This is a genomic window from Mesorhizobium sp. M0491 (genome assembly GCF_040321265.1).
GTDB lineage: Bacteria > Pseudomonadota > Alphaproteobacteria > Rhizobiales > Rhizobiaceae > Mesorhizobium.
The window spans coordinates 68,861-82,517 of sequence record NZ_JAMYRE010000013.1 but is presented as its reverse complement, the minus strand read 5'-3'; the positions used below and the strand labels follow the sequence as shown (position 1 = coordinate 82,517).

At 63.5% G+C, this 13,657-nt stretch carries 12 protein-coding genes; all 12 read left to right on the top strand.

Annotated elements, in window-relative coordinates; all coding sequences use genetic code 11:
• The first annotated feature begins 45 nt into the window (after positions 1-45).
• The 12 genes from NKI69_RS18360 (at position 46) to kdpC (ending at position 13,606) form a co-directional block, all read left to right on the top strand.
• Complete coding sequence (locus NKI69_RS18360) at positions 46-1,716, top strand: thiamine pyrophosphate-binding protein (protein WP_352722289.1); 1,671 nt, start codon at positions 46-48, stop codon at positions 1,714-1,716.
• On the top strand, positions 1,713-3,806 hold the full coding sequence (locus NKI69_RS18355; RefSeq protein ID WP_023810147.1) for a hydantoinase/oxoprolinase family protein: 2,094 nt from the start codon (positions 1,713-1,715) through the stop codon (positions 3,804-3,806). The genes NKI69_RS18360 and NKI69_RS18355 overlap by 4 nt, the downstream gene beginning before the upstream one ends.
• On the top strand, positions 3,803-5,422 hold the full coding sequence (locus NKI69_RS18350; RefSeq protein WP_023810146.1) for a hydantoinase B/oxoprolinase family protein: 1,620 nt from the start codon (positions 3,803-3,805) through the stop codon (positions 5,420-5,422). The genes NKI69_RS18355 and NKI69_RS18350 overlap by 4 nt, the downstream gene beginning before the upstream one ends.
• A complete protein-coding gene (locus NKI69_RS18345) occupies positions 5,419-6,621 on the top strand; it encodes a pyridoxal phosphate-dependent aminotransferase (protein WP_023810145.1) in 1,203 nt (400 codons plus the stop codon). The genes NKI69_RS18350 and NKI69_RS18345 overlap by 4 nt, the downstream gene beginning before the upstream one ends.
• A 3-nt stretch (positions 6,622-6,624) precedes the next feature.
• Complete coding sequence (locus NKI69_RS18340; RefSeq protein ID WP_023810144.1) at positions 6,625-7,437, top strand: NAD-dependent epimerase/dehydratase family protein; 813 nt, start codon at positions 6,625-6,627, stop codon at positions 7,435-7,437.
• Between the two features lie 163 nt (positions 7,438-7,600).
• Positions 7,601-7,825: an alkylphosphonate utilization protein gene (locus NKI69_RS18335; RefSeq protein WP_023810143.1), complete on the top strand. Its 225-nt coding sequence runs from the start codon at positions 7,601-7,603 to the stop codon at positions 7,823-7,825.
• A gap of 257 nt (positions 7,826-8,082) precedes the next feature.
• On the top strand, positions 8,083-8,385 hold the full coding sequence (locus NKI69_RS18330; RefSeq protein WP_023810142.1) for a DUF982 domain-containing protein: 303 nt from the start codon (positions 8,083-8,085) through the stop codon (positions 8,383-8,385).
• 452 nt (positions 8,386-8,837) lie between these two features.
• Positions 8,838-8,927, top strand: a complete 90-nt coding sequence (locus NKI69_RS18325; RefSeq protein WP_023810140.1) for a K(+)-transporting ATPase subunit F — start codon at positions 8,838-8,840, stop codon at positions 8,925-8,927.
• A 21-nt stretch (positions 8,928-8,948) separates the two neighbouring features.
• Positions 8,949-10,652: a potassium-transporting ATPase subunit KdpA gene (kdpA, locus tag NKI69_RS18320; protein ID WP_023810139.1), complete on the top strand. Its 1,704-nt coding sequence runs from the start codon at positions 8,949-8,951 to the stop codon at positions 10,650-10,652.
• A 25-nt stretch (positions 10,653-10,677) separates the two neighbouring features.
• The gene (locus NKI69_RS18315) at positions 10,678-10,875 is read left to right on the top strand and encodes a hypothetical protein (RefSeq protein ID WP_352722284.1); all 198 of its coding nucleotides are present in this window, start codon (positions 10,678-10,680) and stop codon (positions 10,873-10,875) included.
• Positions 10,872-12,965 carry a potassium-transporting ATPase subunit KdpB gene (kdpB, locus tag NKI69_RS18310; RefSeq protein ID WP_128303165.1) on the top strand — a complete coding sequence of 698 codons (2,094 nt, stop codon included), beginning with the start codon at positions 10,872-10,874 and terminating at the stop codon, positions 12,963-12,965. The genes NKI69_RS18315 and kdpB overlap by 4 nt, the downstream gene beginning before the upstream one ends.
• A gap of 74 nt (positions 12,966-13,039) precedes the next feature.
• Positions 13,040-13,606 (top strand): potassium-transporting ATPase subunit KdpC, encoded by a 567-nt coding sequence (gene kdpC / locus NKI69_RS18305; protein ID WP_023810136.1) that lies wholly within the window; start codon positions 13,040-13,042, stop codon positions 13,604-13,606.
• Positions 13,607-13,657: the final 51 nt, after the last annotated feature.

Below are 13,657 nucleotides of genomic sequence, written 5' to 3'. Positions count from 1 at the left end.
AAGGCAGGCTCGATCGACCTGCCGCCAAAGTGAGGATGTCGAAGCATGATCCGCAATGGCGGCCGCCTTCTCGTCGAGTGCCTGATCGGGCTTGGCGCGACCAGGAGCTTCGGCGTGCCCGGAGAAAGTTATCTGGCCGTCCTGGACGCGCTGCACGACACGCAGGGAAAGCTGGACTACACGCTTTGCCGCAATGAAGGCGGCGCGGCGTTCATGGCCTCGGCCTACGGCAAGCTTACCGGCTCGCCAGGCATCTGTTTCGTGACGCGCGGCCCAGGCGCCACCAACGCCAGCATCGGCGTTCACACGGCCATGCAGGACAGTTCGCCGATGATCCTGTTCGTCGGCCAGGTCGGCACCGACATGAAGGGCCGCGAAGCCTTTCAGGAAATCGACTACCGGGCGGTGTTCGGCACGGTCGCCAAATGGGCGGTCGAGATCGACGATGTCGCGCGCCTGCCCGAGATTGTGGCGCGGGCATGGACGACCGCATTGACCGGACGACCTGGTCCCGTCGTGGTCGCGCTGCCCGAGGACATGCTGACCACCATGACCGAAGCGGCTCCGCTCAGCGCACCGGTGGCCATTTTCGAGCCGGCGCCGGCGCCGGAAGCGATCGCTTCGGCCTTCAGGCTGCTGGCCAAGGCCGAGAGGCCGGTCCTGCTCATGGGCGGCGCCAACTGGACCGTGGACGGACGCGCGGCGCTACAGGCTTTCGCAGAGGTTTCCGACATCCCTGTCGTGGCGGCCTTTCGCTATCAGGACCAGTTCGACAACCATTCGCCGGTCTTTGTCGGCGAGGCCGGCGTCGGCATGGTGGCGCATGTCAAAGCCCTGCTCCGCGACGCCGACGTGATCCTGGCCGTCAATGTGCGTTTCGGCGAGATGACCACGGACGGCTATACGCTGCTGTCCGTGCCGTTGCCGCGCCAGAAACTGATCCATGCCCATGGCTCCGATCGCGAGATCGGCAAGATCTATGTGCCGGCCATCGGTATCCATGCCGGGCCGAACGCTTTCGCCCGGGCGTTGACGCCCGTCAAAGGCGGCTGCGCGGACTGGCGCGCGACGGCCCGCAAAGCCTATGAAGGGACATTCGGCGCGCCCGTCCAGCCCGGCCCGGTGGACATGGTGGAGGTCAGCGCCTGGCTGCGCGAAAACCTGCCTCCCGACGTCATTCTCACCAACGGCGCCGGCAATTTCACCGTCTGGCCGAACAAGTTCTTCAAGTTCGGGCCGGACGCACGGCTGCTCGCCCCGCAGTCTGGCGCCATGGGCTACGGCCTGCCGGCGGCAATTGCCGCCAAGGTTGCGTTTCCAGAACGCACGGTCGTCTGCTTTGCCGGCGACGGCGACTTCCAGATGAATTGCCAGGAACTCGGAACCGCCATGCAGGCTGGCGCGCAGCCGATCGTGCTGATCCTCAACAACGGCATCTACGGCACGATCCGCGCCCATCAGGAGCGCCACTATCCGGCGCGCGTTTCGGGCACGTCGCTCGAAAACCCTGATTTCGTGACACTGGCAAAGGCCTATGGCTTCCATGCCGAGCGGATCGAGGCGACGCGCGATTTCGCGGCGGCGTTCGATCGGGCGCTCGGATCCGTGACGGGAGCGGTCCTCGACATCGCCATATCTCCCGAAGCGCTGACGCCCCGACAGACCCTTTCCCAGATGCGTGACGCCGCGCTCGCTTCCCAGAAGGCCAAGGCATGACCTCCAAAGACGACATCCGTCTCGGCGCGGACATCGGCGGCACGTTCACCGACGTCGCGCTCGACCTCAGGGGAACGATCTTCTCCACCAAGGTGTTGACCAATTATGCGGCGCCCGAGCAGGCGATCCTGGACGGCATTGCCGTCGTCACGCGCGATGCCGGTATCGCGCTTGCCGAGATCGGCATCATCATCCACGGCACGACGCTGGCGACGAATGCGCTCATCGAACGCCGTGGCGCCAGGACCGCGCTGGTCACCACCGAAGGGTTCCGCGATGTCATCGAGATGCGTACGGAAAACCGCTTCGAGCAGTATGACCTCGACCTGCAGCTGCCGGCGCCGCTAATCCCGCGCGAGCACCGTTTCACGGTAAAGGGCCGGATCGGCGCGGAAGGCCAGGAGCTTCAGCCGCTCGACGAAGCCGCCCTGGAAGGCATTGCCGACCGGATCGGGGCCGGCGGCTTCGGCTCCGTGGCGATCGGCTTCATCCACGCCTACACCAACCCTGATCATGAGCGCCGGGCACGCGCTATCCTGTCCCGCAAGCTTACCATCCCGATTTCGATCAGCGCCGAAGTCTCGCCGCAGATGCGCGAGTTCGAACGCTTCAACACGGTCTGCGCCAACGCCTATGTGCGGCCGCAGATGGCGGACTATCTCGCGCGTTTCCAGACCCGCTTGAAGGAGATGGGCGCCGAGTGCCCGGTCTTCATGATCCATTCGGGCGGCGGTCTGATCTCGGTGGAGACGGCCTCGGAATTTCCCGTGCGCCTCGTCGAGTCCGGCCCGGCCGGCGGCGCCATCTTCGCCGCCGACATCGCCAGGCGATTCGGCCTGGAAAAGGTCGTCTCCTATGACATGGGCGGCACCACTGCAAAGATCTGCCTGATCGAGGATTATGCGCCACGCACCGCCAGAACCTTCGAAGTGGCGCGTACCTATCGCTTCTGCAAAGGTTCCGGCATGCCGATCTCCATTCCCGTGATCGAGATGATCGAGATCGGCGCCGGCGGCGGCTCGATCGCCTGGGTCGACGCCATGGGCCGCATCCAGACCGGTCCCGAAAGTGCCGGATCGGAACCTGGCCCGGCCTGCTACGGCCGCGGCGGCAGGCGCCCGGCCATCACAGATGCCGACCTGGTGCTCGGCAAGCTCGATCCCGACAATTTCGCCGGCGGCGCCATCAGGCTGGACACGTCCGCATCCGAACAGGCGATCCTGCGCGATGTCGGCGAACGCCTGTCGCTCGATGCCATGGCGACGGCCTTCGGCATCTGCGAGGTGGTGGACGAAAACATGGCCAATGCCGCCCGCGTCCATGCCGTCGAAAACGGCAAAAACATTTCCGACAACGTGATGATCGCCTTCGGTGGCGCGGCCCCGCTTCACGCCGCAAGGCTTTGCGAGAAACTCGGCATCGACCAGTGCATCGTCCCCAAGGGCGCGGGCGTCGGATCGGCGATCGGCTTCCTCAAGGCTCCGTTCGGCTACGAAGCCCTGGCATCCCGGCTGACGCGGCTGTCGCAGTTCAAGCCGGCCGAGGCCAATGCTTTGCTCGACGACCTCAAAGTGTCAGCCGAAAGCTTCGTGCGGGCAGGGGCCAACGGTACGATCACATGCGAAATCACCGCCTTCATGCGCTACGCCGGCCAGGGCTGGGAAATCCCCGTGCCGCTGCCGGACGTGCCGTTCGGCAACGATGCCGCAACCACGCTCGAGGATTTGTTCCAGGCGAATTACCAACGCTTCTTCGGCCGCGCCATCGAAGGACTTGCCGGCCTGGAAATCGAGATCGTCACCTGGTCCGTGAAGGCGACGGATGTCCGGCCTGCTGTCGCCAGGCACGAGCTGATCACCGGCAAGCGGACCACTCAGCCGGCAACAAGCCGCGCGGTGTTCGATCCGGCCAGCGGTGCGCCACGGACCTATGGCATCGTCGAACGGGAGGGGCTGTGCACCGGCGATCGGGTGGCGGGCCCGGTCATCATCGTCGAACGCGAGACGTCCACCGTCGTCACCACGAGCTTCGACGCCGTCATCCAGAGCGACGGCGCAATCCTTCTGATCCGCAAAGGCAGCCAGGCATGAGCGACATCAGTGAAATCCGCATGCAGGTTATGTGGAACCGGTTGATCTCGGTGGTCGAGGAGCAGGCCCTCACCTTGCTGCGCACGGCTTTCTCGACATCGGTGCGCGAATCCGGCGACCTGTCGGCGGGCGTGTTCGATCCCCGCGGCCAGATGCTGGCACAGGCGGTGACGGGAACGCCCGGCCATGTCAACACCATGGCCGAGGCGGTGCTGCATTTCATGAATGAAATCCCGCGCGAAACCATGTTCGAGGGCGACACCTACGTCACCAATGACCCCTGGTTGGGCACGGGCCACCTGCACGACATCACCATGGTGTCGCCGTCGTTCCTGAACGGCGAATTGGTTGCGTTCTTCGCCTGCACGGCGCATGTGGTCGATGTCGGTGGGCGCGGCTTCGGCGCTGACGGCAAGTCGGTCTACGAGGAAGGCATCCAGATCCCGATCATGAAGTTCGCGGAGAAGGGCAAGGTCAATTTCGATCTCGTCAGGATCCTGCGCGCCAACGTCCGCGAGCCGAACCAGGTCGTCGGCGATTTCTATTCACTCGCCGCCTGCAACGAAGTCGGCCACCGACGCCTCATCGACATGATGAAGGAGATCGGCCTGGCATCGCTGGACGGGCTTGGCGAGTTCATCTTCTCGCGCACCCGCGACGCCATGGTCGAACGCATCAAGGCGATGCCCAAAGGCAGCTGGTCGAACGCGCTGGTGACCGACGGCTACGACAAGCCGGTGAAGCTCGCGGCGACCGTCACGGTTCGGGACGCCGGCATCGAGGTCGATTTCACCGGTACCGACCCGATGAGCCGATGGGGCATCAACTGCCCGATCATCTACAGCAAGGCCTATGCCTGCTACGCGTTGAAATGCGTGGTGGCGCCCGATATTCCTAACAATGCCGCGTCGCTCGCCTTCTTCACCGTGTCGTCTCCGGTCAACATCCTGAACGCCGTGCGGCCGGCGCCGGTGGCGCTCAGGCACATCTTCGGCCACATGGTTCCCGATCTGGTGCTCGGCGCGATTGCCAAGGCGATGCCCGGCAAGATCCTTGCCGAGGGCGCCGGCGCACTGTGGAACATCCATATCTCGGTTCGGCCGGTCTCCGGCGGTTCGGGCCGCCGCGCCGAGGTGCTGATGTTCAATTCCGGCGGCATGGGCGCGCGCCCCGGTCTCGACGGATTGTCGGCGACGGCCTTCCCCTCCGGCGTCCATACGATGCCGATCGAGGCAACGGAGCACACCGGCCCGATCGTCATCTGGCGCAAGGAGCTGCGGCCCGATTCCGGCGGCGACGGCGAGTTCCGCGGCGGGCTCGGGCAGGTTATCGAAATCGAGGCGATCGAGGGCCATGAATTCGACTTTTCGGCCATGTTCGACCGCGTCAATCATCCCGCCCACGGGCGCAACGGCGGCGGGCCTGGAGTGGCCGGCGTGGTCAGGCTGGACGATGGCACGCAGATGCGGCCCAAAGGCTGGCAGCATGTTCCGGCCGGCCGTCGGCTGATCCTCCAATTGCCGGGCGGTGGCGGCTATGGCGATCCGTCCAAGCGCAGCACCGAGGCGCGGGCGAACGACCGCTCCAAGGAATACATTTCGGAGAACGGCAAATGAGCTACATTGCCTCGCGCCTGTCTGCGGTGAAGCCTTCGGCGTCCATGGCTGCTTCGCAAGCAGCCAAGGCCCTGCGCGCCAAGGGCGTCGACGTGATCGATCTTGGCTTGGGCGAGCCGGATTTCCCGACACCGAGCCACATCATCGAAGCGGCGCATTTTGCCGCGAAGGCCGGCCAGACGCTATACACGGGTGCCGCCGGCACGGCCGAGGTGCGCGAAGCCGTGGCCGGCAAGTTCCGCCGCGAAAACGGACTGGACTACACGGCGGACGACGTCGTCGTGGCCAATGGCGCCAAGCAGATCATCTTCAACGCGCTGATGGCGACGCTGGAGTCTGGTGACGAAGCGATCCTGCCGGCGCCCTACTTCGTTTCCTATCCCGAGATGGTGAAGCTGCTCGGCGGCACGCCTGTCGTTATCGAGTGCCCGGAAACTTCGGGCTTCCGGCTGACGCCGGAGTTGCTCGAAAAAGCCATCACGCCAAGGACGAAATGGCTGTTCCTCAACATGCCCGGCAACCCCTCCGGCGCCATATATTCGCAATCGGACCTGCGGGCACTCGGAGCGGTTTTGGCAAGGCATCCGCAGGTGCTGGTGCTTTCCGACGAGATTTACGAGCACATCCTGTTCGACAGACGCGACTTCGTCTCCTTCGGCAAGGCTTGCCCGGAACTCAGGGACCGCACCCTGATCGTCAACGGCGTCTCCAAATCCTATGCGATGACCGGGTGGCGTGTCGGCTATGCCGCCGGGCCGGCGCCGCTCACCAGGGCGATGGCGACCATCCAGAGCCAGTCCTGCACGTCCGTCTGCTCGATCGCGCAAGCGGCGACGGTGGCCGCGCTCAACGGCCCTCAGGACGAGGTGGCACGCTTTCGGCAGGCGTTCGAGGCGCGCCGCGACCTTGTCGTCGACGGCATCAGGCGAATCAACGGTCTTACGCTTTCGCCACCGGAAGGCGCCTTCTATGCCTATATTGGCTGCGCCAGCCTGATCGGCCGCAGGACCCCAAAAGGCGTCGTGCTCGAGGACGACACGGCAGTGGCGAATTATCTCCTGAACGAAGGGCGCGTGGCCTCGGTGCCGGGCGCCGCCTATGGACTTTCACCCTATTTCCGCATCTCGACCGCGACCGGCGAAGAGGTGCTGACCGAAGCGATCGCGCGCATCAACGCCGCCGTCGCGCAAGTGGAGTAGATCATGCCGCATTACGAACGCATCCTGATCACCGGCGCGGCCGGCCGCCTCGGTTCGGAACTGCGAAAGGGGCTGGTGCCGCTGGCAAAAACGATCCGCCTGGCAGGCCGCGAACCGTTCGGCGATCTTGCTCCACACGAGGAAGAAGCGGTCTTCGACCTCGCCGATATGGAGGCGACGATTGCCGCCACCAAGGATTGCGACGCGATCGTGCATTTCGGCGGCGCACCACTCGAATGCGAATGGCAAACCATCCTGGACTCCAGCATCCGCGGCTCCTATCACATCTACGAGGGCGCCCGGAAACACGGCGTGAAACGAGTCATCTATGCCTCCTCCGTACATGCCGTCGGCTATCACGAGGTCGAGGCGCATATCGGCGTCGACGTGCCGGTCCGTCCCGACAGCCTCTATGGCGTGTCGAAGAACTTCGTCGAGAGCCTGAGCCGGCTTTACTGGGACAAGTTCGGCATCGAGACGGCGTGCCTGCGCATCTTTTCATCCTTCCCCGAACCGGCGGACCGTCGCATGCTATGGTCATACCTCTCCTTCGCCGACTGTGTGCGTCTGGTCGAGGCAGCTCTCACCGCGCCGCGCGTCGGCCATACGATCTCCTTCGGCCTTTCCGACAACAAGGTGAAAACGGTCGACAACAGCGGCGCCAACCATCTGGGGTTTTCTCCGCAGGATAGTGCCGAGCCGTTCCGCGCAGCGGTCGAGGCGAAGACGCAGATTCCGGATCCCAAGGCGCCATCGGTGAAGTATCTGGGCGGGTGGTTCTGCGAGCTTGGCCATCCGGACGACGAGCCGGCGTAGCTATCGAAATACCAATCCGCTAGATGGCGCAGACCGGAAGCCGAGATGCGGCAGGCGATGGATTCACGCATGGTGGCGGAGATCGAGCAGGTTGTCGGCGGTCGTCATCGGTTTTGGGATTCTCACCTGATCTGGTAGTGGGATCCAAATCACAGGAGATGGCATGCCGAACGATGTACTCGTGCGCGACAGCAATGGCGCTCAATTGAATGACGGCGATTCCGTCACGCTGATCAAAGACCTCAAAGTCAAAGGCACTTCGGAGACGATCAAGCGCGGCACGTTGGTGAAGGCCATCCGGCTGAACGGCAATCCCGGCGAGATCGAATGCAACACCAAGCAAGTGAAAGGCCTGGTGCTCAAGACGGAGTTCGTGAAGAAGGCGTAAGCCTCAAGGCGGCAAGCGATCTCGATGGCTCCTTCGGGATTCCGGAAAGCCTGCCGTCGCCAAGTGGGTCGCGGAGCCATTGAGCGTCCGGCACCCGACAGTTGCGCTGTAAAATTGATGATTTCGCCGACCAGGCACAAAAAACCGCCAAGACCTAAGTCTGGAACCTCCTGCCGCTCCGCGCGTTTCACGGCGTCCCGTTCGCGGACCCGCCCGGATATCTCTCCAAGCGCGCGAAAAAACCAGGAGCCCGCTTCATGCACGACAAGCTGTTTCATTCACCGGTCGCACTGTCGGTCGGCCTCGGCTTCAAGCGCGAGATTGCCTCGCTGGCCGAAATGCACGATTTCCTCACCAATTGGACCACCTCCCGCCGCGGCCCGCTCTACCGAAATGCGGTGAAGGCATGTGATCTGGCCGTTCCAGGTTATGTGAGCGTCGAGCAGGCGCGCCGGGCGTTGCTCGAATTCGCGCAAGCCGCGGGCATCCTGTGGCCGGACCTCGAGCCGGTGGCGGGCGTGCACGCCGTTGCGCGTGGTTATGGCGGCTACGCCGCCTGAAGATTGATGTTCCCCGTGGCGGCTGAAGCCATACCACCATAGAAAGCCCGGCTGGCCCCCAGCCGGGCTTTCCCGTTTCCGGCAGCTCGCAAGGAAATCGCAATCCTGTGGTTGGCCGTGTGCCTTGGGCGACAATGCCTGGGTGGAGTGTTGGGAAGAGCCCGCGCAAAAATCTTTATGACATTCCTATTTCTTTCCACTGCGCCCTGTCTCGAACCTTTATGGCGATCGGGTCCATATTCCTTTCAGAAAACACAACCGGTTCCGTCGCCAAAGATGCGACGGGCCACTTCCGATATATTGCGAACTCTCCTGTCAAATTCGCAAAGTGCAAAAGAACAAAAGGAATAAACACAATGGATATAGCCGTTATCGGGATCGGAATTTTGTTCTTCGCCTTTTGTTTCGCCTACATCAAAGCTTGTGACGCGCTCTAGAGCGAGGCTGAAAAAATGATCATCGACTATATTCTCGGTGGCGGCGTTACGCTGTTCCTGCTCGCCTACCTGACATACGCCCTCGTTCGTCCAGAACGCTTCTGAAGGCACGGAAAGCCCACAGCCATGACACTGAACGGTTGGATACAGATCCTGGTCTATTGCGGGATCGTCATATTGCTGGTGAAGCCGCTCGGCGGCTACATGCACCGCGTCTTCAACGGCGACCGCACGCTGCTTTCGCCGGTCCTTCGCCCGCTTGAGCGCGGGCTTTATCGTATCTGCGGAACCAGCGAACGCGAGGAACAGCACTGGACCACCTACGCGGTCGCCCTGCTGCTCTTCAACCTCGCCGGCTTCCTGGCGCTTTATGCCCTGCAGCGTCTGCAGGGCAGCCTGCCTTACAATCCTGCCGGCATGACAGCGGTTGAACCAGGGCTGGCCTTCGACACCGCCGCCAGCTTCATGACCAACACCAACTGGCAGAACTATGGTGGCGAGAGCACGATGTCCTATCTCGTGCAGATGGCCGGGCTGACGGTGCAGAACTTCGTTTCGGCGGCCACCGGCATTGCCATCGCCATCGCGCTGATCCGCGGCTTTGCACGGGCCTCCGGCAAGTCGATCGGCAATTTCTGGGTCGATATGACCCGCTCCACACTCTATCTGCTTCTGCCGTTCTGCATCGTGCTGACGCTGGTCTATGTCTGGCTCGGCATGCCGCAGACGCTCGGCGCCTACGTCAACGCCACGACGCTGGAAGGCGCGCAACAGACCATCGCCGTCGGCCCGGTCGCTTCGCAGGTGGCCATCAAGATGCTCGGCACCAATGGCGGTGGTTTCTTCAACGCCAATGCCGCGCACCCGTTCGAGAACCCCGACGCGATCTCCAACCTGATCCAGATGGTGTCGATCTTCGCCATCGGCGCCGCCTTGACCAATGTCTTCGGCCGCATGATCGGCAACCAGCGCCAGGGCTGGGCGATCCTCTCGGCCATGGGCGTCATGTTCATCGCCGGTGTCGCCATCTGCTATTGGGCGGAAGCCGCCGGCAACCCGCTGGTGCATGCGCTGGGCATCGACGGCGGCAACATGGAGGGCAAGGAGACGCGTTTCGGCACCGCCCTGTCGGCGCTGTTTGCCGTCATCACCACGGCCGCTTCCTGCGGCGCGGTGAACGCCATGCACGGCTCGTTCACCGCGCTCGGCGGCATGATCCCGATCATCAACATGCAGCTTGGCGAAGTCATCGTCGGCGGTGTCGGCGCGGGTCTCTACGGCATCCTGATGTACATCGTCGTTGCCGTCTTCATTGCCGGCCTGATGGTCGGCCGCACGCCCGAATATCTCGGCAAGAAGATCGAGGCCAAGGAGGTCAAGATGGCTATGTTGGCCATACTATGCCTGCCGCTGGCGATGCTGATCTTCACGGCCATCGCCGTCGTGCTGCCGACCGGCGTGGCGTCGATGGGCAATGCCGGCCCGCACGGCTTCTCCGAGGTTCTGTATGCCTACACTTCGGCGGCGGCCAACAACGGTTCGGCCTTTGGCGGCCTCAGCGGCAACACGCCCTGGTACAACATCACGATCGGCATCGGCATGCTGATGGGCCGCTTCCTGGTCATCATTCCGGCGCTGGCCATTGCCGGCTCGCTGGTGGCGAAGAAAACGGTTCCGGCTTCCGCCGGCACCTTCCCGACCGATGGCCCGCTGTTCGTCGGGCTGCTGGTCGGCGTCATCCTGATCGTCGGTGGCCTCACCTTCTTCCCGGCGCTCGCCGTCGGGCCGATCATCGAGCACCTGGCGATGGCTCACGGGCAGACCTTCTGAGACCGTCATGTCCTGGTTCAATGCCATGCGCCGCAAGGTCGGCCACAGGGACGATCACGGAAAGGAGGAGAGACCTCCTCCTTTCCCGACCCTGTCGACGTTTCTCGGCCTTGCGGCAGTCATGCTCGTCCTCTGGCTGCTGGCCTACAGGCCGCCGCATTTCCTTTCGGCATCCAATCATCGGGTGCCGTCCAACAACACCGAAGCCGGAGCTTCAAAATGAGCAACTCGAAATCAGCCAGCATCATGGATGCCCGCATCTTGGTTCCCGCCATTGGCGGCGCCTTCCGCAAGCTCGATCCGCGCACGCTGGCCAGGAACCCGGTGATGTTCGTCGTTGCCGTCGTCTCGGCGCTCACCACGGTGCTGTTCGTCAAGGACCTGGTCACCGGAGGCGGCAATCTCGGCTTCACGCTGCAGATCATCATCTGGCTTTGGTTTACCGTGCTGTTCGCCAACTTCGCCGAAGCGGTCGCAGAAGGCCGCGGCAAGGCGCAGGCGGATTCGCTGCGCAAGGCACGCACCGAGACCCAGGCCAAGCTTTTGACCGGTGAAGACCGCACCAAATACAAACTCGTGCCCGGCACCAGCCTCAAGGTCGGCGATGCCGTGCTGGTCGAGGCCGGCGACATCATCCCGTCCGACGGCGAAGTGATCGAAGGCGTTGCTTCGGTCAACGAGGCTGCGATCACGGGCGAATCCGCGCCGGTCATTCGCGAATCCGGTGGCGACCGTTCGGCGGTCACCGGTGGCACCCAGGTGCTGTCCGACTGGGTCCGCGTCCGCATCACCGCCGCCTCCGGCCATACCTTCCTCGACCGCATGATCTCACTGGTCGAAGGTGCCGAGCGCCAGAAGACGCCGAACGAGATCGCGCTCAACATCCTGCTCGTCGGCATGACGCTGATCTTCGTGCTGGCCACCGCGACGATCCCGAGTTTTGCCTCCTACTCGGGCGGCTATATCTCGGTGACCGTTCTGGTGGCGCTGTTCGTCACCTTGATCCCGACCACGATCGGCGCGCTGCTTTCGGCCATCGGCATCGCCGGTATGGACCGTCTGGTGCGATTCAACGTGCTGGCCATGTCGGGCCGCGCCGTGGAAGCCGCAGGCGACGTCGACACGCTGCTGCTCGACAAGACCGGCACGATCACACTAGGCAACCGCCAGGCGACGCAGTTTCGCCCGGTCAAGGGCGTCACCGAACAGGAACTGGCCGACGCGGCCCAGCTTGCCTCGCTCGCCGACGAGACGCCGGAAGGCCGCTCCATCGTCGTGCTGGCCAAGGAGAAATACGCCATCCGCGCCCGCGACATGGCAACGCTGCACGCCACTTTCGTGCCCTTCACAGCGCAGACCCGTATGAGCGGCGTCGACATCGATGGTTCATCGGTGCGCAAGGGCGCCGTCGATTCCGTGCTTGCCCATGTCAACCAGTCGGCAGCCGCCGCCCATGGCACGCGCCCAAGCAGCGAATCCATCCGCGATCTCCAGTCCATCGCCGACGAGATCGCCAAGTCCGGCGGCACGCCGCTGGCGGTCGAACGCGACGGGCGCCTGCTCGGCGTCGTCCACCTCAAGGACATCGTCAAGGGCGGCATCAGGGAGCGTTTCACCGAACTGCGCCGCATGGGCATCCGCACGGTGATGATCACCGGTGACAATCCGATGACGGCGGCGGCGATCGCCGCGGAAGCCGGCGTCGACGACTTCCTCGCTCAGGCCACACCGGAGGACAAGCTGAAGCTGATCCGCGACGAACAGGCCAAGGGCAAGCTGGTGGCCATGTGCGGCGACGGCACCAACGATGCACCCGCCCTTGCACAAGCCGATGTCGGCGTCGCCATGAACACCGGCACGGTTGCCGCCCGCGAGGCCGGCAACATGATCGATCTCGACAGCGATCCGACCAAGCTCATCGAGATCGTCGAGATCGGCAAGGCGCTCTTGATGACGCGGGGTTCGCTGACAACCTTCTCGATCGCCAACGATGTGGCCAAGTATTTCGCCATCATTCCGGCGATGTTCGCCGTCTTCTACGTCGCACCGGGACAGACGACCGGCCCGCTGCAGGCACTCAACGTCATGCATCTGGCGACGCCGCAAAGCGCCATCCTGTCGGCCATCATCTTCAACGCGCTGATCATCATCGCGCTGATCCCGCTGTCGCTGAAGGGCGTCAAATACCGCGCCATTGGCGCCGGCGCGCTGCTCAGCCGCAATCTTCTCGTCTACGGCCTCGGCGGCCTCATCGTGCCGTTCGTCGGCATCAAGGCGATCGACATGATCGTCACCGCGCTTGGCCTCGCTTAACTCTTTGTTTTAACGCAATTCCGGACGGAAAACCGCTTCACACTTTTCCTGGAATTGCTTTGAGGAACATCTCCATGCTCACCCAGCTAAGACCCGCGATCATCATGATCGTCTTCTTCACGGTCCTGACCGGCCTGATCTATCCGATCGGCATGACCGGCATCGCCCAGGCGATCTTCCCGCGCCAGGCCAATGGCAGCCTGATCGAGAAGGATGGCAAGGTTATCGGCTCCGAACTGATCGGCCAGGGCTTTGCCAGCGACAAGTATTTCCATGGCCGCCCCTCGGCCGCCGGCGACGGCTACAACGCCGCCGCTTCGAGCGGCAGCAATCTCGGCCCGACCAATCCCAAGCTGATCGACCGCATCAAGGGCGATGCGGAAAGACTGAAGGCGGAGAATCCGAACCAGCCCGTCCCGATGGACCTGGTGACGACGTCCGGCAGTGGCCTCGATCCCGATATCAGTCCCAAAGCAGCCTACTTCCAGGTCGCCAGGGTGGCCAAGGCCAGGGGGATCGATGAAGCCAAGGTCAAGGCGCTTGTCGACAGTCAGGTCGAGGGCAGGGAACTCGGCTTCATGGGCGAACCGGTGGTCAATGTGCTCGGTCTCAACCTTGCGCTGGACGCCGCGAAACAGTGAATGGTGCGGGCTGGGGATCGACAGTATCTCCGGCGCCATCCATGATCGGTC

Bases quoted from the DNA above. Each gene is read 5' to 3' on its own strand.
- NKI69_RS18360 (WP_352722289.1), top strand. From the start codon at position 46: ATGATCCGCAATGGCGGCCGCCTTCTCGTCGAGTGCCTGATCGGGCTT.
- NKI69_RS18355 (WP_023810147.1), top strand. From the start codon at position 1,713: ATGACCTCCAAAGACGACATCCGTCTCGGCGCGGACATCGGCGGCACG.
- NKI69_RS18350 (WP_023810146.1), top strand. From the start codon at position 3,803: ATGAGCGACATCAGTGAAATCCGCATGCAGGTTATGTGGAACCGGTTG.
- NKI69_RS18345 (WP_023810145.1), top strand. From the start codon at position 5,419: ATGAGCTACATTGCCTCGCGCCTGTCTGCGGTGAAGCCTTCGGCGTCC.
- NKI69_RS18340 (WP_023810144.1), top strand. From the start codon at position 6,625: ATGCCGCATTACGAACGCATCCTGATCACCGGCGCGGCCGGCCGCCTC.
- NKI69_RS18335 (WP_023810143.1), top strand. From the start codon at position 7,601: ATGCCGAACGATGTACTCGTGCGCGACAGCAATGGCGCTCAATTGAAT.
- NKI69_RS18330 (WP_023810142.1), top strand. From the start codon at position 8,083: ATGCACGACAAGCTGTTTCATTCACCGGTCGCACTGTCGGTCGGCCTC.
- NKI69_RS18325 (WP_023810140.1), top strand. From the start codon at position 8,838: ATGATCATCGACTATATTCTCGGTGGCGGCGTTACGCTGTTCCTGCTC.
- kdpA (WP_023810139.1), top strand. From the start codon at position 8,949: ATGACACTGAACGGTTGGATACAGATCCTGGTCTATTGCGGGATCGTC.
- NKI69_RS18315 (WP_352722284.1), top strand. From the start codon at position 10,678: ATGCGCCGCAAGGTCGGCCACAGGGACGATCACGGAAAGGAGGAGAGA.
- kdpB (WP_128303165.1), top strand. From the start codon at position 10,872: ATGAGCAACTCGAAATCAGCCAGCATCATGGATGCCCGCATCTTGGTT.
- kdpC (WP_023810136.1), top strand. From the start codon at position 13,040: ATGCTCACCCAGCTAAGACCCGCGATCATCATGATCGTCTTCTTCACG.